This window comes from Streptomyces sp. NPDC002044 (assembly GCF_040296725.1).
Classification (GTDB): domain Bacteria; phylum Actinomycetota; class Actinomycetes; order Streptomycetales; family Streptomycetaceae; genus Streptomyces; species Streptomyces antarcticus.
In genome coordinates, this window is the sequence record NZ_JBEOXU010000112.1 from 1 (window position 1) to 21,588 (window position 21,588).

General features: G+C 69.5%; 23 protein-coding genes and 1 pseudogene. 13 read left to right on the forward strand and 11 right to left on the reverse strand.

What is annotated here, in order from left to right:
* On the forward strand, positions 1 to 574 hold a 574-nt coding region (locus tag ABT106_RS23780), incomplete at its 5' end, for a hypothetical protein (RefSeq protein WP_351280726.1).
* A gap of 26 nt (positions 575 to 600) precedes the next feature.
* On the opposite strand, the gene ABT106_RS23785 is transcribed toward ABT106_RS23780, so the two are convergent.
* The 4 genes from ABT106_RS23785 to ABT106_RS23800 all read right to left on the reverse strand — a co-directional run bounded on the left by ABT106_RS23785 (position 601) and on the right by ABT106_RS23800 (position 2,703).
* Positions 601 to 1,296, reverse strand: coding sequence for a tyrosine-type recombinase/integrase (locus tag ABT106_RS23785; RefSeq protein WP_351280729.1), 696 nt, complete (start codon positions 1,294 to 1,296; stop codon positions 601 to 603).
* Positions 1,293 to 1,751: a hypothetical protein gene (locus ABT106_RS23790; protein ID WP_351280731.1), complete on the reverse strand. Its 459-nt coding sequence runs from the start codon at positions 1,749 to 1,751 to the stop codon at positions 1,293 to 1,295. The genes ABT106_RS23785 and ABT106_RS23790 overlap by 4 nt, the downstream gene beginning before the upstream one ends.
* 186 nt (positions 1,752 to 1,937) lie before the next feature.
* Positions 1,938 to 2,174: a helix-turn-helix transcriptional regulator gene (locus ABT106_RS23795; RefSeq protein WP_351280734.1), complete on the reverse strand. Its 237-nt coding sequence runs from the start codon at positions 2,172 to 2,174 to the stop codon at positions 1,938 to 1,940.
* Between the two features lie 253 nt (positions 2,175 to 2,427).
* Complete coding sequence (locus ABT106_RS23800) at positions 2,428 to 2,703, reverse strand: helix-turn-helix domain-containing protein (protein ID WP_351280737.1); 276 nt, start codon at positions 2,701 to 2,703, stop codon at positions 2,428 to 2,430.
* A 568-nt stretch (positions 2,704 to 3,271) separates the two neighbouring features.
* On the opposite strand from ABT106_RS23800, the gene ABT106_RS23805 reads away from it, so the two are divergent.
* From ABT106_RS23805 to ABT106_RS23825, 5 genes are all read left to right on the forward strand, one after another.
* On the forward strand, positions 3,272 to 4,192 hold the full coding sequence (locus ABT106_RS23805; protein ID WP_351280739.1) for a hypothetical protein: 921 nt from the start codon (positions 3,272 to 3,274) through the stop codon (positions 4,190 to 4,192).
* Positions 4,189 to 4,887 carry an ATP-binding protein gene (locus ABT106_RS23810; protein ID WP_351280742.1) on the forward strand — a complete coding sequence of 233 codons (699 nt, stop codon included), beginning with the start codon at positions 4,189 to 4,191 and terminating at the stop codon, positions 4,885 to 4,887. The genes ABT106_RS23805 and ABT106_RS23810 overlap by 4 nt, the downstream gene beginning before the upstream one ends.
* 852 nt (positions 4,888 to 5,739) lie before the next feature.
* On the forward strand, positions 5,740 to 6,135 hold the full coding sequence (locus tag ABT106_RS23815) for a plasmid mobilization protein (RefSeq protein WP_351280745.1): 396 nt from the start codon (positions 5,740 to 5,742) through the stop codon (positions 6,133 to 6,135).
* Positions 6,132 to 7,832 (forward strand): relaxase/mobilization nuclease domain-containing protein, encoded by a 1,701-nt coding sequence (locus ABT106_RS23820; RefSeq protein ID WP_351280747.1) that lies wholly within the window; start codon positions 6,132 to 6,134, stop codon positions 7,830 to 7,832. Before ABT106_RS23815 ends, ABT106_RS23820 begins: the two co-directional genes overlap by 4 nt.
* A 114-nt stretch (positions 7,833 to 7,946) precedes the next feature.
* Positions 7,947 to 8,330, forward strand: coding sequence for a hypothetical protein (locus tag ABT106_RS23825; protein WP_351280749.1), 384 nt, complete (start codon positions 7,947 to 7,949; stop codon positions 8,328 to 8,330).
* 110 nt (positions 8,331 to 8,440) lie between these two features.
* On the opposite strand, the gene ABT106_RS23830 is transcribed toward ABT106_RS23825, so the two are convergent.
* Together ABT106_RS23830 and ABT106_RS23835 are read right to left on the reverse strand one after the other, a co-directional pair.
* Positions 8,441 to 8,995, reverse strand: coding sequence for a flavoprotein (locus tag ABT106_RS23830; protein ID WP_351280752.1), 555 nt, complete (start codon positions 8,993 to 8,995; stop codon positions 8,441 to 8,443).
* Positions 8,992 to 10,269, reverse strand: a pseudogene (locus tag ABT106_RS23835) (helix-turn-helix domain-containing protein). The gene ABT106_RS23830 and the pseudogene ABT106_RS23835 overlap by 4 nt, the downstream one beginning before the upstream one ends.
* A 176-nt stretch (positions 10,270 to 10,445) precedes the next feature.
* Between ABT106_RS23835 and ABT106_RS23840 the strand changes: the two are divergent.
* The 7 genes from ABT106_RS23840 to ABT106_RS23870 all read left to right on the forward strand — a co-directional run bounded on the left by ABT106_RS23840 (position 10,446) and on the right by ABT106_RS23870 (position 16,700).
* Complete coding sequence (locus tag ABT106_RS23840) at positions 10,446 to 10,886, forward strand: ATP-binding protein (protein WP_351280755.1); 441 nt, start codon at positions 10,446 to 10,448, stop codon at positions 10,884 to 10,886.
* A gap of 4 nt (positions 10,887 to 10,890) precedes the next feature.
* A complete protein-coding gene (locus tag ABT106_RS23845) occupies positions 10,891 to 12,210 on the forward strand; it encodes a carboxyvinyltransferase (RefSeq protein WP_351280757.1) in 1,320 nt (439 codons plus the stop codon).
* Entirely contained in the window at positions 12,207 to 13,427 is a 1,221-nt protein-coding gene (locus tag ABT106_RS23850) for a metallophosphoesterase (RefSeq protein ID WP_351280760.1), read from the forward strand. Before ABT106_RS23845 ends, ABT106_RS23850 begins: the two co-directional genes overlap by 4 nt.
* Positions 13,424 to 13,960: a dCTP deaminase gene (gene dcd / locus ABT106_RS23855; protein ID WP_351280763.1), complete on the forward strand. Its 537-nt coding sequence runs from the start codon at positions 13,424 to 13,426 to the stop codon at positions 13,958 to 13,960. The genes ABT106_RS23850 and dcd overlap by 4 nt, the downstream gene beginning before the upstream one ends.
* Positions 13,957 to 14,493: a dCTP deaminase gene (locus ABT106_RS23860; RefSeq protein WP_351280765.1), complete on the forward strand. Its 537-nt coding sequence runs from the start codon at positions 13,957 to 13,959 to the stop codon at positions 14,491 to 14,493. The genes dcd and ABT106_RS23860 overlap by 4 nt, the downstream gene beginning before the upstream one ends.
* Entirely contained in the window at positions 14,490 to 15,581 is a 1,092-nt protein-coding gene (locus ABT106_RS23865; RefSeq protein ID WP_351280767.1) for a glycosyltransferase family 4 protein, read from the forward strand. The genes ABT106_RS23860 and ABT106_RS23865 overlap by 4 nt, the downstream gene beginning before the upstream one ends.
* 87 nt (positions 15,582 to 15,668) lie before the next feature.
* On the forward strand, positions 15,669 to 16,700 hold the full coding sequence (locus ABT106_RS23870) for a serine hydrolase domain-containing protein (RefSeq protein ID WP_351280770.1): 1,032 nt from the start codon (positions 15,669 to 15,671) through the stop codon (positions 16,698 to 16,700).
* A gap of 126 nt (positions 16,701 to 16,826) precedes the next feature.
* Here ABT106_RS23870 and ABT106_RS23875 read toward each other — a convergent pair whose 3' ends face one another.
* The 5 genes from ABT106_RS23875 to ABT106_RS23895 all read right to left on the reverse strand — a co-directional run.
* Entirely contained in the window at positions 16,827 to 17,366 is a 540-nt protein-coding gene (locus ABT106_RS23875) for a Pycsar system effector family protein (RefSeq protein WP_351280783.1), read from the reverse strand.
* Entirely contained in the window at positions 17,366 to 17,815 is a 450-nt protein-coding gene (locus ABT106_RS23880) for a hypothetical protein (protein ID WP_351280773.1), read from the reverse strand. Before ABT106_RS23880 ends, ABT106_RS23875 begins: the two co-directional genes overlap by 1 nt.
* A 470-nt stretch (positions 17,816 to 18,285) precedes the next feature.
* Positions 18,286 to 20,358, reverse strand: coding sequence for a hypothetical protein (locus ABT106_RS23885; RefSeq protein WP_351280775.1), 2,073 nt, complete (start codon positions 20,356 to 20,358; stop codon positions 18,286 to 18,288).
* Entirely contained in the window at positions 20,355 to 21,254 is a 900-nt protein-coding gene (locus ABT106_RS23890; RefSeq protein ID WP_351280778.1) for a hypothetical protein, read from the reverse strand. Before ABT106_RS23890 ends, ABT106_RS23885 begins: the two co-directional genes overlap by 4 nt.
* A gap of 129 nt (positions 21,255 to 21,383) precedes the next feature.
* Positions 21,384 to 21,588, reverse strand: a 205-nt coding sequence (locus ABT106_RS23895; RefSeq protein ID WP_351280780.1) for a helix-turn-helix domain-containing protein, incomplete at its 5' end; no start/stop codon positions are given.

Genomic DNA, 21,588 nt, shown 5'->3' on the forward strand with positions numbered 1-21,588 from the left:
CGATCCCGGCTCCCAAGGCAGCCGTAGGGCCGTCCTGCTCGTTCCCTTTGTCGACGGCAAGCCAGTCAGGCTCATGGCGCAACAGCTTCAGACGGCCCTGTGGCCGGGGACCGGCCTCTTCGACGCTTGGAGCACCGAGCTTCCTGAAGGACATCCGACCCCACTCACCGACGCTGCCATCGACGCCCACCAGGCCCTCCAGTGCCTCTCCGGGCTGGCTCACCTCGCGACGCTCAGGGACACAGACGCGAGGCACCAGAGCACCGCCGACGAAGCGGTGGCGCAGTTCCAACAGGCTCGCAGCGTGGTTGGCGGACTACACCAGGGGGATCCGGTCATCGCTGCGATCCTCGACTTCCTCGACACCCTCGCTCGTCGGGTGGAGAGCGAGATCGCCGAGGGCCCTGCCTTGCGGGACTCTGGCGTGGCGAACCTCGCTAGCGCCATCGCCCAAGGGGCGACCGCGCATCCAACAGAGGACTACCTCCAGCTGGACGGCATGACGGCCATCACCCTGCAATGGGACCTCGACCCCGACTATGCGGCGCGTCTCCTCGCTGCGGCCGACGGTTGAGGGCATCGGCGGGTCGAGGTGGTTCGTCACCCTTCGGTGAGACCGGTAGTGCTCTGGTGGGACGAGACAAGGTCGTCAGGTACGTACTCGGGCACCGTGCCGAGTAGTGCGTCGATGGCTGCGCGTCCCTTGCCGCCGGCCTCCGGCATGAAGTGGGCGTAGTGGTCGAGGGTGATGGTCGGACTTGAGTGACCGAGCCACCGGGCGAGCGTGACGATGGACTCGCCCGCTTCGAGGAGGACCGAGGCGTAAGTGTGCCGGAGCACGTGGAAGCCGTCCTTCCGTGAAGCCTTCCACCGCGCCCCCTTCTCCCGTACGGGAATGACTCCGGCCGCAGCGAGGGCCGGCTTCCAGGCCTCGTCGTTGAAGATGTTGGCGCGGATGGCGTTGCCGTACGTCGTCGTGAGGACGAGCGGGAAGCTCTGCTTCTCCCGGTCGGGCTCCGGTCCGCCCCAGGGGAGCTCGACGTCGACCGCCGGATGGTCGAGGAAGTACGCGGCCAGTTCCGTGGCCACCGACCGGGGCATGTCGACGATGCGCGTCTTGCCGCCCTTGGGCAGGGCGAAATAGAGGCGCCCGGAGAGAAGTTGCACCTGCCTGCGCACTCGGATGACGCCGCGTTCGAAGTCGATGTCCTTCGGCGACAGCCCGAACACCTCTCCCTGGCGCAGCCCACACCCCAGCGCGACGACGACCGCGATCCGGTAGCGAGGATTGATCACGTCCCGCACCCGCTGCGCCGTTGCCAGCGGCCACGCGTCACGATCCTCGTCGGGGGCCTTCGGCCAACGGACCGTCTTGGCCCGCATCGGGTTGCGGACGAGGCGCTTGTCGTCGATCGCGCGGTCTCGAAGATGTTCGACAGCGAGGTGAGAATCTGCCGGGCGTACCGCGGAGAGCACTCGCCTTCGAGCGTGGCTATGTAGCCGCGCAGGACGGTCGCCGACACGTCGCGCAGCGCCACCGCACCGAGGTGCGGAAGGATGTGGAGTCGTACACGCTCGTCAACTCGCTTGACCGTGCCGGGCGCGCCGCGAACGCCGGCGCGCCAGTGGCGCGTGACGAAGTCCGTCAAGGTGATGGAGCCGTCGCGCGGGTCGACGAACTCGCCCCGCTCGCTGTCGGTGCCAGACCGCCGGAGCCACCCCTTGGCGTCCTCCAGCACGTCAAACGACATGTCCCGGACGCCCGGGATTCCAGCGACACGGTACCGAGACCCCTTGCCGTAACGGGTCGTACGCTCACGCTTCCCGGTGACGGGATCCTTCTTCTTTTTGATCCAACGGTCTTCGATATAGCCAGCCAAAGAATTCCTCGGGTTAAGGGTTGGACATAGGGCGGGTGGTAAGGCCGGGTAGATCGGTCAGGCCATGGCCGCGTACCCGGCGCGGTGCTGCGGGGCGGCATTCACCGGATTCAGGGAAGTGTTACTGCGGGAGTCCGCCTGCTCCTGTTCCCGGATCCACTCGTCAAGCGTTTCGATCCGGTACATCACGCGCCCGCTCCGCCCCATCCGGAAACTCGGCGGACCTTGGCGACGGTGCCGCCACACGTAAAGGGTGGCGGGCGACAGCCCTAGGTATTCGGCGGCTTCACGCACGTTCAGAAAACCCCTCCGCAGCGGCGACACACGGGGAGACATACGGACATTCGCCAGCAATTCACTGTCACAAGCAACACTTCGCACGTATCGAAACCTTCGGGGTCTTCCGTCGACAACCTGTGGCGACGGACATCGGGCATGACGAATCCGCCCCCGCTTGCTGTCAGGCAGGTGGAGCGGACTACTTCAATGGTCTGGAGAATCCCCGGTTTGGCTGACCGGGGATCGTCGGGTATAAGCCGGGGCGGCGTCACCGCGCACCCGCCCCGGCCCCCCACGTCGCGGGCTGGAGCAAGGCGAGTGGGGAGACACCGAGGGCGGCCGCAATGGCGACGAGGTCATCCACGTCGCAGCGCCGGCGGGTGCGTTCGATGCGGGACAGGATGGTGTTGGTCATGGGGTGGCCGAGCTCGGTGACACGGGCGGCGAGCTCGCGCTGGGCGAACCCGCGCGAGGTGCGCAGGCGCTCGATGGCACCGGCGGTCCGTTCTCCGGCGGGACCGATTTCCGTAGCTCTTCGGGGCATGCGTCCGTTGTAGCTCGGGTTCCCGGGTTTACGTAATCGCGGAAGCCCAGACATGGGACTTTGGGGCTCGTTTCGCGGAGAACGAACTGATGATTCCCGCATAGGCAGCCATTGCGGAACTACGGCCCATCTCGCACCACAGAGGTGCACACACCATCAGGGGCTCCGGACGGCGGAAACATAGATCGCCTCGTCTACCCCGGTCAATGGCTTTCGGGGTGCGATCCTCGCCGCTCTCCCTACGCCGTCGACTTTTTGGTCAACCGGGGATTCGCCCTTACTGTGAAGACGTTCGCGATCAGCGATGCGCTCTGACGCTTTTCGAGTGCAGATTCGCTGGACTTCCGCGGGCTGGGTGTGGCTGTCTTGGCTAAGCACCCCCGACAAAGGAATCGGCTCCCGGCGTTGCAGCGCCGAGAGCCGATGGGAGTCCCTTGTCCAAACCGCCCACTCCTGAACGGATCTGAGGAACGTCTATGCCCAACAGTACGGCCGAAGCAGCCGTCCGCACACCTGCGCCCACCCCGGCGTCGGCGTCCCAGCAGCAGACGAAGGCGGGGCGATAGGCATGGCCCGCATCCGCACCATCAAGCCGGAAGCCTTCAGCTCCGAATCGCTGGCCGCCGTCAGCATCACCGCGGAGCGGACGTTCTTCGGCCTACTCACCCAGGCCGACGACCACGGCCGGTTCCGTGACCAGTCCGCCGTCATCGCAGGCCTCTTGTGGTCCCTGCGCCCCGAACACGGCCCGATCGAGGTCGAGGACGACCTCACCCAGCTCGCCGGCAATGAACTCATCTGCCGTTACGAGGGCGAGGACGGCAAGCGGTACCTGCACATCGTGACCTTCTCCAAGCACCAGAAGGTCAACCGCCCCAGCGGTGTCCGACACCCGAACTGCCCCTACCACGACGGCGGCCGGGGGCCCCTGACTTCACCGCTGGCGCAGGGAGGGCTCCGTGAGGCGTCCGTGCACCATCAGGCACCCGCCCCGGAGCTCGCACGCACACCTCATGCCGCTTCAGCTAACCTCATATCCGCAGGTCAGAACGGGTTCACTGAACCCTCCGTGCAGCGTCAGGGAGAGGCGCGGGAGCCCACTCCGAGCCCTCACGGTCCGGATCTAGGACCTAGGATCATGGATCTAGGATCTCCGTTGGGAGGCGCGAGCGCCCCCACCCCATCCCAGACCGTCACAGCTCAGCAGATGGTCGGCGAGTACGCCGCCGCATGCGGGAAACGTCCCCCGGAGAGCGTTCTGGGCCATGTCGGCCGGGAGATCAAGAAGCTGCTGCGCGAAGGCATCGACCCTGAGCACGTCCGGGCCGGCGTCGAGCGCATGCGCGTCAAGAGCCTCCACCCGAGCCTGCTGCCCAGCCTGGTCAACGAGGCCATGAACCCGCCCCAGGCCACTGCTGGCGCCCGCCGAGCCCCACAGCCGTACACCAACCCCGTTGACGCCGAAGCCGCTTACGGAGGCCAGCTGTGACCACCGCGACCCGCGAACCCCAGCGTGCCGGCACCCTGGCAGCCCGTCTCCAGGCCATTCTCGCTGCCAAGGGCATCGACCCAGACACCGCACCCGCCGGGCCCACGGTGGAGCCGGTGACCGCCCTGGAACTCGCCGACCGCCGCATCCCGCCCCGCTACCGCGAGGCACTCGCCACCCAACCCGAAGTCCTGGGCTGGGTGGAGGCGGTCACCCGCGCCGGGCGAAACGGGCCGGCCGGTTCCCGGGGCATCGCCTACGGCCCCTCGCTGCTGATCGCCGGAACCACCGGCATCGGCAAGACACATCAGGCCTACGGAGCCGTCCGCTCGCTGCTGGCCGCCGGAGTACGCCTGCGCTGGCAGGCGGTCACCTCCGCCGACCTCTACGCCCAGCTCCGGCCCCGGCCCAACCACGACCCCGAGCGGGAGATCCAAGAGCTCGGCCGGTGCCCGCTGCTGATCCTGGACGACCTCGGCGCGGCCAAGCAGTCCGAGTGGACCGAGGAGCTGACGTACCGGCTGATCAACCGCCGCTACACCGAGATGCTCCCGACCCTGATCACCACCAACCTGCCGATCGCGGAACTCCGCAACGCAGTCGGGGACCGCGTCGCCTCCCGCCTGGCAGAGATGACCACCCGCGTCATCCTCACCGGCCCGGACCGCCGACGCACCCAGCCGTCGGGCTCCTGACCACCACGGTCCCCACCCTGGTCGGTCCCCGTCATCGTGGGGACCGAACCACTGACCCGAGCCGTTCGGGGACCGTCCCCGCCCCGGTCCCGGTCCCGTCCCCATCACGGTCCCCAACCCGGTCCGGTCCCCAAACGAGCCCCGGTCCCGTCTGACAGCGCCCTCCCCAGGAGGGGACCGACAGCAGTCGATCGGGGACCGTCCCCTGATTGCGCTGCGCGCGCCGGCCACCACGGGGACCGGTCCCCAACTCTGTTTCCGCAGGTCACCCCCACCTGACATCCCCCGACTCAGTGGGGACCGCCCCCACGGTCCCCACCATCCGGGACCACCCTGCGGCGGTTCGGGACCGCCAGGTCACCACGTCGGTGACCGTCCCCACCCACCACTACGGGGACCGAGACAGGACCGGTCCCCCACGCCCTTGCCGCCGGGGACCGAGTTCCTACCCGAAACGGGGACCGTCCCCGCCCGGTCCCCGGACAGCACCGGCAGCGTTTCGCGTCACGAGCCAGCGGTCCCCAACCGGTCGACCCGCCCAACAACCCCTTCACACGACCAGCCTCTACCGCTTCAAGGACACGCATGCACAACCCACCGCACGACCGTCTCAGCAACGACGAGCACATGCCCTCGCTTCCAGCCTCAGGAGGAGCAAGTTGTACCCAGAGCATTGCTCCCGTCGGGAGCAATGCTCTGGGCTCCCCCGCCCCAGGGGTGGCGGGAGCGGACCAGCACCAGGGGGTGCCGGTCCTTCGGGACGCGGCCGAGACCGGACCGCACCACGAATCGAAGGGACAGCACACCTGCCGCACCCCCCGCTGCACGCACACCGCCCCAACGACATCGCACGTGCGCCAGCGTGAACGCCTGCTCGCCGAGAAGAAGCGCATGCACCAGCCCAGCTGCCGCATGAACGACGACGAATTCCAGCTCCTCACCCACGCCGCGTCCGCCTGCCACATGAGCATCGCCGGCTTCCTCGCCCACACCGCTCTGAAGGCCGCCCGCGACCTCGACCACACCGAAGCCGAGATCGCCACCCACCGGGACATGGTCAGGGAGCTGTTCGCGCTGCGCCGGGCCCTCGGCCAGATCGGCAACAACCTCAACCAGGTCGCCACCGTCCTGAACTCCGGCGCCGACGCCCCGCACGCCAAGGCGGTCCTCGACGCCGTCCAGCGGACCGCCGAGCGCGTGGACGACTTCACCCAGCGCTACGTAGAGACGGAGACCCCCGCCGGATGATCCCCCGCATCCACAAGATGGGCACCCACACCATCGGCCTGATCCGCTACCTCTACGGCCCCGGCACCCACGAGGAACACTCCGACCCGCACCTCGTGGCGGCCTGGGACAGCCTGGTACCCGACCCCGGGCGCAACCCGCAAGCCACTTACGCGGACCTGCAAAGGCTCCTCGACCAGCCCGTCGAAGCCCTTCCCACGTCACGGCGCCCCACCGAGCACGTCTGGCACCTGTCCGTACGTGCCGCGCCCGAAGACCCGATCCTCACCGACGAACAGTGGGGCGACATCGCCCGCCGCATGGTCGCCGCCACCGGCATCGCCCCCGAGAGCGACACCGCCGCCTGCCGCTGGGCAGCCGTCCGCCACGCAGACGACCACATCCACATCATCGCCACCATCGTCCGCGAGGACGGCCGCCGGCCCCGCCGCCACAACGAAGCCAAGCGCTCCCAGGCCGAGGCCCGTCTCGTCGAGGCCGACTACGGCCTGCGCCGCCTCAACACCGGTGACGGAACCGCAGCCCAGCGCCCCACCAGCGCCGAGCGCCACAAAGCCGACCGCCACCAGCGGGAACGCACCCCGAGGGAGGCACTGCGCGAGAGCGTCCGACGCGCGGCGGCCGGTGCCCGGAGCGAGGAGGACTTCTTCGGCCGCCTCACCCATGCCGGTGTCCTCGTAAAGCAGCGCGTGGCACCGTCCGGGGACCTCCTCGGCTACACCGTGGCCCTGCCCGACGACCGAAACAAGCACGGCGAGCCCGTCTTCTACTCGGGATCCAAGCTCGCCCCCGACCTCTCCTTGCCCCGCATCCGCGAACGCTGGACCCCGCCAGCAGAACCCTCCTCCGACGAAGTCGTCTCACCGGAGCAGCCCGCTCTCCCGCTGATGACCGGCCCGGCGTATGCCCGCCGGCGCGCCACCACGGCGACCTGGCAGGCACTGCTGTTCATCGAGCACGGCGACGACGGCACGGCAGCAGCCCAGATCGCCGCTGCCGGCGAGGTCCTCGACGCGCTCGCAGGGACCTCCGCCGCCCACACCCGCCGAGAACTCCGGGATGCAGCCTTCGCGTTCGAGCGGGCCTCGCGCTCCCACGTCCGCGCCGTACGCGGGCACGACCGCGCCCTGCGCCAGGCCGCGCACGACCTCGCCCACAGCGGGCCGGCCCTCGGCAGCGGAGAGGACGGCGCCACCACCGCCATGCTCATCGACACCGCGTTCTTCCTCGTCACCGCGGCGGCGAACTGGCACGCCAAGAAGCACCACGCCCAGCAAGCCGAAGCCGCCCATCAAGCCGCCGAACACCTGCGCGCCGCCTACGAGATCGCTGCCGCCCAGCCGATGTCCGTGCTCCACCAGCGGGGCCGCTCCCTGTCACTGCAGCGACGACAGGCAGCCGTCCTACGCCAGGCGCTGCCCGAGATCGCCGAACAAGTTCTGGCCGAGCCGGGCTGGCCCGCCCTAGCAGCCACCCTCGCCGATACCCGGGCCGCAGGCCACAACCCGGACCGCCTCCTCGCAGAAGCCACACGGCACCGGGAGCTGGACAGCGCCACCTCCGTCAGCGACGTCCTCGTCTGGCGTCTCCGCCGTCTCGCGCACCTGCCTGCCGATCCCGCAGCATCACTCCCCCGGCGCGCGGCGACCACACAACCGGTTCCGAAGGCCACGAGCAACGCCTCCCGCCGGCGCTGACGCCCGGACGCCTCCGGCCCCCTACATAGCCGACGATCCCCGGTCAGCCAAACCGGGGATTTTCCGGAGCATTGAAAACATCACCACCGACCCCGTCCCGTAAGGAACCCCCGCATGCCCGAAACCGAACTGCGCATCGAAGTCATTGCCCTGCTGCTGGACGCGGACTTCAAGCTCCGGCCCGACACCAACACCTGGTCCCACAGTGACGGACGCCCCTTCACCCGGGCCGAACAGGCCACCGCCTACCAGGCAACGCGTGCCGAACTCGAAGCCACGGCAGCGCTGAGCGCCCGCAACGCCGCGGCTGCCCTTGAGCAGCACTCGGCCGCGGAGGCTCTCATCGAACTCCTGTACTCGTACTTCGCCCGGCACCCCGAAGCCCGCATGGTCATGGACGTACTCCCGCACATGACCGATGAAGACCGCACCGAGTACGAGCGCCTGTGCGCCATCGCCGCTCCGGATGGCGGCATATACCTCCCCTCCGAAGACTGACAGGCCCGGAACAGCACTCTGCGACCGGTGACCGGGTACCTCCCGGTCACCGGTCGCCGGTGTTCCCGATGCGCACGTCCGGCAGGTCCTACCCACTGGCAGTCGCAGGATCAGTGGTGTGCAGCCCCTGCCTCCAGCAACGGAGCCAGGAGGTCAACGGCTTCCTCCCAGCGGAAGCGGTCGGCACCGCCGCCGGACTTCGGGCGGTGCGGCTCGTAGCTGCCGACCAGAACGCCCATCTCGCGCAGCTCGGCGAGGCTGCGCTGGTACGCGCGGTGGGCCGCGAGGGCGGTGTTCACGTAGGGCAGGACGGCGGTGGGGATGCCCATGCCCGGAGCCTCGCAGAGGATGCCGAGGGCGAGGTTGTCCGCGAAGCCGGCCGCCCACTTGTTGACCGTGTTGAAGGTGGCCGGGGCCACGGCGACCGCATCGGCGGGTGGGAAGGGCCGTGCGTCCCCGGGCGCGCGCCAGGCGGAGCGGACGGGGTAACCGGTCCGCTCCTCGATCGCGGCGACGTCGAGGAAGGGAAGCCCCTGCGGGGTGGCGACGACGCCGACGTCCCAGCTCCGCTCGTGCGCGGCGTCGATCAGCTTGCCGACGTCGCCCGCGATCCCGGCCGCGCAGACGACGCCGTACAGGAAGGGCTTGCGCTGCGGATCGGTCACGCGGGTACTCCCAGTCGGCGGCTGAAGTGGTGGAGCTCTGGCAGCGTACGCCGACGGTCGCGCGCTGCCATGTCGGCGACCAGGTCCCGGACGGCTGGGCGTCGTACGTCCTGAGCTGCGCAGGTCTCCGCGATCCGCAGGGCCTGGTACCCGTCGACGAGACGGCCCTGCTGTGCGTAGGCACGGGCGGCTTCCACCCATAGGGCGGCCCGGCGCTCGGGCACCGGGATGTGGCGGCGCATGAGCGGACGGGCGATGTCGATGGCGACGCCCGCATCGCCGAAGGACACGGCCGCGCTGACCTCGTGGAGGGCCACGTTGGTGGGGCTGAAGTTGGCCCAGGCGTCGGGGTGGTCCAGGGCGACGTACTTCGCCACCTCCTTGGCCTCGGCCAGGAACTCTGCGGTGGCAGCGCGGTCCCCGGCCCTGCTGGCAGCCGTGACTCCGCGCAGTAGCAGCAACCCGAGCACGGAGAGGTGGTGGTGGGGCTGCCGGTCGTACGCACCGGCGAGTTGTGAAGCCGTGTGCTTGATCAGCGTGACGGCCTGGCCGGCGTGCTGTTCGCGGACCAGGACGTGTGCGTGGAGGCGAACGCTGGCAGCGAGGACGAGTGGATCACCCGAGCGTTCGGCCTCGGCCATCGCGCGCCCGACGGCGAGCCACGCCGTGCCGGGGTCTCCCTGCTTAAGCAGGAGGCTGGCCGAGGTCTGGTAGGCCGTGGCCAGGAAGCGGGGAAGCTCCTCGGCCTGCGGGGAGTCGGCGATGCAGTGGCGGAGATCGGTGATCAGACCGGGAAGGGTCCGCTCCAGCTCCGCGTAGTCGCACGTGCTCCAGAGGCGCCGGATGGCCGTTGCCCGGTTTCGTAGTTCCCCGGACTCCGGCGCTTCCGTCGTCGGAGCCGTCGGCATCCCGGGCAGGAGTGCCTAGACGAGCGCGGGGTGCGCAGCCGTCGGCGCGACCGAGGCTGTGAGCGCGGTGACGCTGGCGGCAAGGAAGGTACGGCGGCGCAGCATTTCCTCTGTCTCCGGATCGTGGGGATCGGCTTCCGGGGCGGCCTCCGCCAGACCGAGTCTGGCCGGGGGGATGCGCAGGATGCGAGCGACGTCGCGCAGGACGCGGATGTCGTCCGTTCCGCGTCCGCCCTCCAGTCGGCTGATCTTCGACTGGTGGTATCCCAGCTCGCCGGCCACGTCCGCTTGTGAGCGGCCCTGTAAGACCCGAGCCCGGCGGATCAGTTCACCGATCCGGTGCACCTCGCCCTGCGTGTCGACCATCTCCGCCACGGCCCCTTCTGCCGAGACCGATCCTGCCTGCTCAACCGAGCCTAGCTGCAACGAACTTGCCCGCCATGCACAACGTGCATGAACGATGCAGGGGCTGCGCGGCCCGTCGCGCAGCCGCCTCCTGACCCGCTTGCCTGGGGGAACCGCACCCCTCCAGGAGGCTGCTCATGGAAGTGCACGAGGTCACGCTGGCCGTCACGAGTACGCCCGAGGGCGCCGCTCGTGCCCGGCACCAGGTGATGAACGAGATCAGGGGCTGGCGCTCGGTCATCGGCACCGACGGCATGTGCGTGGCAGAGGTCGTGGCCGGCGAGCTGCTGGCGAACGCCGTTCAGCACACGGGAAACGAAGCTGCTTCCGTAACCGCTCGCCTGCGCGGCAGCCGACTGCGCTTCGAGGTCCGCGACCGGAGTTCCGTCCTCCCCCACGCGCGCCCACCCCGTACGGACACCGAGGACGGCCGCGGGCTGCTGATCATCGACGCCCTCGCCGATCGGCACGGCGTCGACCACAGCGCCGGCGGCAAGTCCTGCTGGGCCGAGCTCGATCTGTCCGCACCCATCTCGGTCGCGCCATCCATCACGCAACCTCCCTTGCAAAGGAGTTGAACGCATGGCACCCCATCGAGCTCTTGCGACGAGCGCGGAGGTCATCGCCGTACGTCCGGGGAGTCCCCTCTCCGGTTCGGTCACCGTCGACGGCTCCAAGAACGCCGCCCTGCCGCTGCTGGCCGCCGCAGCAGCCGTGCGCCGGACCATCCAGCTGGAGAACGTCCCCGCCAGCGCCGATGTCCACTGGATGCTCACCTTGATCCAAGGAGCGGGCTGGCACGTCGCCCGAGCTGTGGGACGGCCCGACAGCGTGGTGATCATGGCCCCTGACGCCGTACCCGCGGAACCCGACCTGGCCCCGGCCGCACGGATCCGCGCGTCGTACTACCTGGTGCCCGCACTCCTCGCCCTACAGGGGAACGCCCGGCTGCCCTGGCCCGGGGGATGCCGGATCGGGGAGCGCGGCATGGACCTGCACTTCAAGGTGTACGAGGCGTTCGGTGACCGTGTCGCCGTCCATGACGAGGGCTATGACGTCGCGGCCGGTCGACCCACCACCGGAACGGTCACCCACACGCTGCCGTTCCGGTCGCGCGGTGCGACGGTCGTCGCCGTCCTGCGTGCGGTCGTCGCGGGCCGTGCGCTGCACCTCGGTCGGCCGAACCTGTCGCCAGAAGTCATCACCGTGCTGGACGCCCTGCGCTCGGCGGGATGGGAGGCCCGAGCCGGCGAACAGGTCCTGGACCTGAGCCCGGCAGCAGCATCACCGGCCGAGATGCCGGCCTGGCGCGTTCCGGGCGACAAGATCGAGGCAGGCACCCTGGCCTGCGCCGTCGCCGCCACCGGTGGGACCGCGCGCATCGAGGGCGTCCAAGGTCGGGATGTGGTGCCGTTGCAGGCAGCCCTGCAACGGCTGGGCATCCCCACCTCGGTACGGGAGGACGGCCTCCTGGTCGACGGGAGCGCCGCCCGGCCCACGGGCCGTCCCCTTCGCGCCATCGCCACACTCGCCACCGGCGGCCTGGACGCCGATTTCGAACCTCCCCTGATGGCACTGGCTCTCGGCCAGCCCGGGACACACCTGTTCGCCGACTCCATCAACCCCGGCCGCCACGGCAACCTGCTGCCCCAGTTGGCTCGGCTCGGCGCGAAGATCGAGGAGATCTCCCCCACAGAATGCCGGCTGACCGGCCCGCAACGCCTCACCGGAGCCGGGGTAGAGGCCACCGACATCCGCACAGGCTCCGCACTCATGGTCGCCGCCCTGACCGCCCGCGGCATCACCACCCTCGGCGGAGTCGACCAGCTCCGCCGCGGCCACGCCGACCTGCCCGGCAAGCTCCTCCACCTCGGCGCCGACATCTGCGAGGTCGCGCCATGACCACGGCCCGTTCCCTACGACAGATCATGGCCACCACCGACGTCCACTCCGCCCTCGGTGCCGCCGGCCCGCTGCTCGGGCACCTCCACCAGGCACGCACGGACAGCCTGCTGGTGGACTGCGGCGACTTCTTCGAGGGCACCGGGTACTACCGCCTCGGCCGCGGCGCACTCGAACGGGACATCCTGCTCGCCCTGTACGACGTCGTCGCTCCCGGGAACCACGGCTGGCCGCACTACTTCGAGGCTGGCCTCCACCAACGGACCGTATGCGCCAACGTCGTCGAGGAGTCCACCGGCAACGCGCTCTTCCAACGTCTGCGCATCGTGGACATCGCGGGCCGAAGGATGGCCGTCACGGCCGTGATCGGCCTGCAGGCGTTCAAGTCGATCCCGGTCGGGCAGCGGTCCGGCCACCGCGTCACCGCTCCCGTCCACGCTCTGCGCGAGCTGACGCTCGCGCACCACCACGAGGTCGACTCCTGGGTCCTCCTCAGCCACTCCGGCTTCGAGCAGGACCTCCAGCTCGCCGAGGCGTGCCCCTTCCTCGACGTGATCTTCGCCGGCCACTGCCACAGCGAACACACCGGACCCGAACGGGTCGGCAACACCATCGTGCTGAAGGGGCAGGAACTCGCCGTCGGCTACGCAGTCGCCGAACGCTCCCTCGAAGGCTGGGTCGGACGGACCGCCCGTTTCCCCGACACCTCGGGATCCGTCCTGCCGACCGAGCTGGCCTCCGTCCGTGAACAGATCGCCTCCATCGACGCACAGCTGGCCGAGCCGCTGGGCCGTCTCGTCGCGCCCTATCGGAACAAGCCGCTCGACCGCCACGCCCTGCTCCGAGAACTGGCCGACCGGCTGCGCAGCGGACTGGGCAGCGAGGCCGTCGTCCTCAACGAGACCGCCGTTCGCACGACGCTGCTCGGCGAAGTCCTCACCTCTGGAGATCTGCTGGCCATCGAGCCGTTCGACAACAGCCTGGTCGAGGCCCAGGTCGCGCCGGCCTTCCATAACGACCCCGCTGCACTGCTGACTCACCTCACCGAGCGGGCGGGTCCCCTGATCAGCTCCCCCGATCCGCTCCCCGCCGGGCTGGCGAGCGTGCTGACCACCGACTACCTCGCCGACACCTGTCTCGGCAGCCGATCCCGCCCTGTCGGCCTCAACCTCGGCTCGGCAATCAGGAGCATCCTGACCAACGGAGACGACCAGTGATCCTCACCGGACCCGAGATCACCTCCGCCTCGATGGACGGACGGCTGCGGATCTCCCCCTTCGTGCCGACCCAGGTCAACCCGAACAGCTACAACGTCCGCCTGGGCGGGACCCTACTCACCTACACCAACGAGGTACTCGACGCCCACCGCCCGAACCCCACCCGCCGCACAGAGATCGGCGACGACGGCCACGTCCTGCAGCCCGGCGAGCTGTACCTCGGCCACACCTTGGAGGAAGTGGGATCCGACCTCTTCGTCCCCCTGCTCTTCGGCCGTTCCTCCGTCGGCCGACTGGGGCTCTTCGTCGAGATCACCGCACCCATCGGTGACATCGGCTTCCACGGCCAGTGGACGCTGATGCTCACCCCGACCCGCCCCGTGCGCGTCTACGCCGGGATGAAGATCGGGCAGATCATGTTCTTCGTCTCCGAGGGCGCCATCGACCTGTACGAGGGCAAGTACCAGGCGGCCTCCGGGCCCCAGCCCTCGTCGTACTGGCGCGACCTCGACGCCACGGCGGTGACCGCGTGATCCTCACCGGACCGGCCATCGCCGCCGCCCACGAGGCGGGCCGCATCACCATCGACCCGTACGACCCGGACCGCCTGTCCCCCAACGCGTACGACTGGAGCCTCGGCAGCACGCTCCGCGTCTGCGAGGGCGACCTCGACGCCGCCAGTCCCACCACCTTCTCCGAACTCACCCTCCCCGACGACGGGTACGTCCTGGAGCCCGGCCACCTCTACCTCGGCCACACCCTGGAACGGACCGGCTCCGAGACGTACGCCCAGCTCCTCAACGGCGACCGGACCACCGGCTCCCTCGGCATCTGGGTCCACGTCTCCGCGCCGCTCGGGCACCAGGGCCACGCGATCCGCTGGACCCTGGAGATCCGAGCCACCCGCCCCGTACGCGTCCGGCCCGGCATGACCTTCGGCAAGCTCGTCTTCCTCCGCACGCACGGCTCCCCGGCCAGCTACCAGCAGCACGGCCTCAAGTACCGCACCAGCGAGGGCATCGAGACGTCCCGCCTCTACGAGGAGAACCCCGGAGGCCGTCGGTGAACCGTGTCGTCGCCACCGCCCTCGACCTGCCGTTCCCCAGCCCCGGCGGCAGCGTCAAACTCTTCCTCGACCTCTACGCCGGCACCCAGCCCGCGATCCCCGCCCGCGCCTTCATGCTCGCCCCCGATGGCCCCCGACCCCGCACTCCGGTCGGCATCGACCTGCTGCACGCGTCCGGCAAGTGCCTCGACGGCCACGCCTTCAGCCGGTACGTCACCAACCTGCGCCACGCCATGACGGCCGCCATCGACCCGCGCCAGATCAGCATGCTGCACCACCTGACCTTCGGCGCCACCCCCGCCCTCTTGCGAGCCCTGCCCGCCCACCCCCGGATCGCCTTCGTCCACGGCACCGACCTCCTGCACGCCGAGAACCACACCACGCAGCTACGCGTTCTCCGCGAGACCGCCTCCGCTGCCGACGCGATCGTCGTACCCACCGGCGCCATGGCCGACCGCCTGCTCAAGCTCGCCCCCAAGACGGACAGGCGCAAGATCGAGAAGATCCCCTGGGGCATCCCCGACCGCCTCCTGACCAGCCCACCGCCCCGGCCCGCCCGACGTCCCACCAGCCACCTGCGGATCCTCTTCGCAGGCCGCCTCAGTTCCGAGAAGGGCCTCGACCCCCTCCTCCAAGCCGTCGCGGCCACCCGCTCGGTCGAGCTGAGCATCGCCGCCCCGCGCGCCCAGTTCCTCGACCTCGCCCCGGTCATCCGCCAGCTCGGCGTCCACGTCCGCTACCTCGGCTGGTTCCGCCGAGCCCAACTGTGGAGGGCCTTCGCCGACCACGACGTGCTCGCCGTGCCCTCCACCACCCTGGAGGCCATGGGCCTCGTCGCCCTCGAAGCCCAGGCCTGCGGACTCCCCGTCCTCTACCAACCCGTTCCCGGACTCAGCGAAGCCCTCTCCGGCACCGGCCTGGCCACCGACTTCACCAACCCCACCACCGCCGCCCACGACCTCCACCGCCTGCGCACCACCCCAGGCCTCTTGGAGATGCTCCGCGCATCCGGCCGCACCAATGCCGCCCGCTTCCCCCTCAGCGCCACCGCCACGGCCATCGCCGATCTCGGCCGGCGGCTCGCCTGACACCACCCGTGGCGCAGCCGGCACCACCCCGGCCGCATCACTAACCTGGCCAGCGGACCACCCGCGGGCCACGACGATCGGGAGACCATGACCCACACCACCGACCGGATCGAAGACCTCCTCCAGACCGGCGTACGCGACGAGGTCTACCCCGGCGCAGTGTGGGCGGTCGGGAACGCCGACGGCATCGAGGCCAGCGGAGCCGTCGGCCTCCTCGACCCCGACCACCCGGACGAGCCGATGCAGCTGGACATCCTCTTCGACGTGGCCAGCCTCACCAAGGTCCTCGCCGTCTGGTCCACGATCGGCACCCTGGTCGAAGAGGGAAAACTCCAGCTCCACACCCCCCTGGGCACCTTCTGGGACGAGGTCGCAGGCCATCCCCTCGCCCGGGCCACGGCCCACCACCTGCTCACCCACACCGCCGGCCTGCCGTTGCGCGCGAATCTGAAGAATCTCTACGGCACCGACCCCCAGGACATCCGCGACGGCGTCCTCCACGAGGCACTCCACCGCCCGCCCGGCGAGGCCGTCGAGTACACCGACCGAGCCGCCCTCGTCCTCGGCTACCTCGCCGAGCACCTCTCAGGCCAGCCCCTGGACCGGCTCGCCACCGACCGCGTCTGGAACCCCCTGGGCATGACGCAGACCCGCTTCGGCCCCCTCCCCGATGCCGAGGCAGCCCGCTGCGCCCCCACCGAGTACGACGAGACCACCGGCACCCACCTCAAGGGCACCGCCCACGACTTCTCCGCCCGCCTCCTCGACGGCGTCTGCGGTATCGCCGGCACCTTCTCGGTCCTCGACGACCTAACCCGCTTCCTCCGCCACATGCTCGCCCCCACCCAAGCAGCCTTCGGCCCGGCCTGGATCAAGGATTCGCTCCGCCTCCACACCGGCGACCTCACCCCCGCCCGCGGCCTCTTCTGGCACCCCGCCCCCGGCACCGACCCCACCGAGGACGTCTGGGTCCACTACGGCTTCACCGGCACCGGCATGTGGGTCAGCCCAACACGGAGCTGCTGGGCTGTCCTGCTCACCAACAAGGTCTACTTCACCCGCGACCGCGGACCCTTGACCGAGATTCGCAACACGTTCAGAGCCACTCTGCTCACCTAGCCAAGTCCCTTGGCGCACCGCGCTACAGTCCCCCCGCAACGCGATCACGGCGATGCCGAACGACGTAGCCGAACAGTGCCCTTCGGGTCCGGCTACGGCAGCACCGGACCTCCCACCCAAGGCTGGTCAGCGACCGAGCGCAACAGCCAGAAAGGCCGCGGTGATCGCCGGTAGCAACATGACAATGGCGTACCGCACGCAGCGGTTCTTGGCTCGGGCGATCCTGCTGGTCTCCCTCAGCGCACGGAGTAGCCGGGGCTGGGGATCTGAGCCGTCCCGCCTGAGCCCAGCCGACAAGTCGGCGCGCGTCTCTGCACGCACCACGTCTTCGTAGTATGCGAGGAGGCCGTGCCTCTCGCTGGCTCGTGCCCCACGCCGCGGGGCGAGAGCCAGGAGCAGGAAGACCAACGCCCCGGTCGTGGTGGCCGCTGCCGTCCACCACAAAGGGACGGCCCACAAGACATCGAGGGGACGCCGTACGAGAAGGAGCCCGAAGAGTGTTCCCCCAGTAGCCAGAAGAATGGCTGCCTTGCCGTCAGCCCGGCCAATCTCCAAATAGTTCTGCGCGATGAGTTCTCGCGATAGAACGACCACGTGGTCTGTGTCCCAGGCAGGGCCTTCAGGCCGGGTTCTCAAATGGGCGAGGCGAGACGGTAGAGCCCACATCACGGCGCCCCTCCGTGGAAGCCGTTCATGCCGCTGTGCGGTACACCCGCGTCACCCATCCTGCGCAAGACCTCATCGCCCTGGGGTACGCCGACTTCGCTGAGGAGGCGCGCCAGGTTCACCCCGACGAAGCCCCGGTCCTCCTTCGTCAGTCCCTGGAGCGTTGCGGCCAGCGTCCGCTCCCATCCGTCCCGCTCGGTGAGCAGCTTGTCGTGTGCGACCGTCCAGTCGAGCACCTCCCTGGCCTGGTCGGGATGGTGGAGCAGCCAGAGCGCCGCCAGACCAACCGGCCCGCCGGCCACCACCTCACGGTAGAAGCGGTACGCCTCGCGGTGGGCCTCGCCGAAGCCCGGTGGAAGGAGGAGCTCGGCAGGATGGCTCGAAGCCGGTAGAAGGCTGGCTGGGGGGTCCAGGAACCAGTAGGTCAGGCCCGTCCCGTCGATGCTCATCGGCTGACCGGGGGGCTCGACCTGAGCGGTCCCGTACAGGGTCGGCGGCCGTCGAAGGGGATCAGAAACACCCCGCAGTCCTGCACTTCCACGGATGGCCTGGTCGATCAGCCGGCGCGCGGCATCCTCCGTCAGGCCGCTGCGTGCCGCGACCACCGGATTGCTGACGATCCAGGCGACTTCGTAGCGTGCTCGCGAAGGCGTTGATGTCGCAGGACCCCGGCGTGGCACCTCCACCACGGTCCGGCGTTCTGCCAGCGAGACCCACTCGATCGAGTCGAACTCCCTTCGGAAGGCCGCCCCGATCGACGCTCGGGGGTATCCCCAGATGTCTCCACCTCGGGGTGGCTCGAGGCGGTCCCCTTCCCGATCCGAGAGGAAGACGAGCGCACGATCTGACGACGATCCGAACCGTTGCCGCAGCAGTTGCCGAACGGGTGAAGACCTGACTGGCGTAAGCAGTGGCCTGCTCATGACGCACTCCTCCTTCGCGATGCGTTCGTGTGATCTCGGTGGCGCCCCAGTAGGAAACGGATGACTCCCCGCCGCTGGCGAGCGGTACGGGAGAGCTCGCTCAGCAAGTGGTCGAAGGCCGTCCTCTGGAACATGTCGGGGTCGGCTTCGACCCGCCCAAGTCCTTGGGCCACCACGTCGTACGTGGCCGGGTCGTCGAGACCCAGCACGACGAGTGCGAAGCCCTGCGCGGGGTGGCGTTCCAGAGTCCGGGCCAGACTCATACGGACGGCACCCGGTGTGCCCGGCTGGGGGAACGTCGAGAGCGACATGGAGTGGATCACGTGCACCGCCAGCGAATGACGGGGGGTTCCCCGGCCGGCTTCCAGCCACCTCGTCACCGTCTCCAGGACCTCGATGTGGTTCGCCTCCTCGGTGAGGAGGGCGCCCAGCGCGAAGGAGACGGCGGAACGCAGTTTCGCGTCCAACTCCGGGGAGGAGCCGTCGAGGACGGTGTCCAGGAGTTTGAGGGCCGCGGCCGGCCGGGCGAGACCGTAGCTACCCGCACATGTCTCGGCGACCGTGCAGCGGAGAACGGTAGATGACCGGCTCCACCGGCGCATCTGCTCCTTGACCGCACCGGACACCAGGGGGTGCTGGACGATCTCTCCCAGCGCGACTCCGACCAGACGCCGACGCCAGCGGTCGCCCGAGGAGGCGAAGCGGTGCAGCTGAGTCAGGGCGCCGGGGCCGGTGGCATGTGCGAGCACCCGACCGATCGCCTCTCCGGCGGCCACATCCAGGCCCGGCTGATAGCGCAGCTGCTCCAGCGCTCCCCACAGCGCGTCTGGCATGCCCTCGAAGTCCAGCCACAGATGGCGCAGGAGTGTCGCAGAGCGGTGCCTGCCGGAGAAGACGATCGGCTGCACGGGGTAGCGATACCGGTCGGCGGGCGAGCTACGAGGTGCCAGCGGGCGCGCGCCGATGGCTTCGAGCCGGTCCTCGAACGAGGGGCCTAGGACATCCGGCGACTGTTCCTCCGGCGACTCGTTCTGTCCCGTCTTGGTAGCACGCGCACCGAGCAAGGGGCGCATTGCTGTGGCGAACTGCTCGATCACCGTGCGGTCCTGTCCCGGGAGCAGAGCGACGGCCGCCATCAAGGAGACAGCGTCGGCGCTGTGCCGGGCCTTTGCGAGCGCGGACCGAGCAGCATCCTCGGTGCCGGTCAGGAGATCCTCGAGCACGGACCCTGTCGGTGCCGAGGTCTCCGCACACTGCCGCAACCCGTCCGATAGGTCGACTGCGTCGCCCGGCAGCGGATGCGTCGAGAGGTACTCGGTGAACTCGGGGGAGGCCAGGTGCCCCAGAGCGGAATCCAGTTGTGAGTTGTCGAGCCTCCCTTCAGCGGCCACGAGCCGTAGTCGCCTCTCCGCGACCTCGTGCGGTCCGGGCGCGGCATGCATCTCTTCCCACCGGCTCGTGTCTGACGGCAACCGGGCATCCTGCGCCATGGTGACTATCAGGTGCGCCCCGGCACCCTGCAAGGCCTCGGCCAGGCCCGCCAGCCGCACGCCGTCGAGAGAGCTGGCGGATGCCGCCGGTAAACCCTGTAGAAGGTACCCGCGGCCGGCCTTTGGCCGCCACGCAGATAGATCCGCCATCGCGTCCAGGCCCGTTACACCGCCCTCGCCGTGCCTTTCGGCGAGAAGGGCGAAGGCCGCCGTACTAGCGCCCGTTCCGGCCCTCGCCCTGAGCAGCACGATCCGGCTGTCCAGCGCCTTCCGGCAGCGCGCGTGCGACGGCGGTTCGACGAATCCGTATAGCCAGCCGCGCACCTCTTCCGCCGGATAAGGCCCCTCGCGCAGGCGCGGCTTGAGAATTCGTTCGGTGGCTTCGTCGTTCCACGCACTGATGTTCAGGTACGTGAAGTCGCCACCGACGTTACCCATCAGCGCAACCCCGCTGTCCACCCGTTGGTGGCCCTCGCGGAGGGAACTGTGCTGACCTTCTTTCGGGCCAACCGACGGATCAGGCTGGTCGGTCTCCGGCTGGACATCCGGCTCGGCGGCCGGGCCGGGTACGGCGTTCACCGTTGGTCCCCGTCGCCGGCTCGCTTGTCACCCGCAACGTTGTCTCCGCTGCCCCAGTGCTGGTTGGTACCGCGGTACGTGGTCGCGGGCGCGGTAAAGGTGAAGTCACGACCGACGTTTCCCATCACTGCGGCACCTTCACCGACGTGCTGGGAGTTTCCGCTGTACTCCGTGCCGGAACCCTTGCCCGGTGCCACGGTGGGCGCCGTCGGCACCGCACCTACGGGTTCCTCACGCGGCTGGATGCCCGCCCGCACGAGGTTCCCGGAAGGCGAAGGAACGTACAGCCAGGCCCGCTGCGAGAAGTTCTTTCCTTCGACGGTGGCCGACACTTCGACACACCGGTCGGGGTGGAGCCCCGTGTAGGCGCCCAGCACTACGTCCTCATAGACCCGTTCCGAGACGATTGCGGCGAGGTGGGTCACCTCCTCGCTCGCCGCGGCGAGGATCGCCTTGACCGGACGCGAATCCAGGAGCCTGTGCATGTCGTTGCGGGCCGTGCCGTTGCCGTCCCCGGGCTCGCCCCCGTCGGGCAGCGGGCCCACGTGGATGCTGGCCCGGAGCCTGATCCGCGGGCCGACGGCTTGACGGTTGTACGAACCGAGCACGTCGTCCAGGACGCCCAGGAACGGCCAGAGCACGAAGGGCAGGTGCACCGGATCGAACCCGAAGACGACGCCGTCCCCCGTATTGGCGGGAAAACGCTGGGCATCGCGCAACTGGTGCAGGCCGGCCCGCTCCAGGGCCTGGTCCACCAGCTGGGGAATGAGCTGGCTGACCGGGCCGTGTTGAGCGGCCGGCAGGCCAGTGAAGTCCTTCGCGTCAACGGCGAACAGGGCGCGGTAGGGCGGGAGCGGTCGGCTTTCGGCGTACGGGACAGGCATGGGTACAGACATGCGGGATCTCCTCACGGATGGTCCGGTGTGTGGCCGTATTCGGGCTGCTTCGAGGTTCCATCCGCGCTGCTCCGCCGAGTGCACAGCGCTGGGCGCACGGGATGTGTCCCGGGTCACAGGCTGCCGTCCTCAGTCGGCCGCCGCCCAACGCTTCAGGGCTTCCACGTCCCTGATAACGATCACCCGCCGCGCCGTTTCGACCAGCCCGACGGCCCGCAGCTGCCCCAACCCGCTGATGACCGCATTGCGTGTCACGCCGATCGCCTGCGCGACCTCTTCCTGGTTCAGCCCCGTCAGCCGGACGGGGCTGCTCCCGGGCATCTGATCAGTGAGC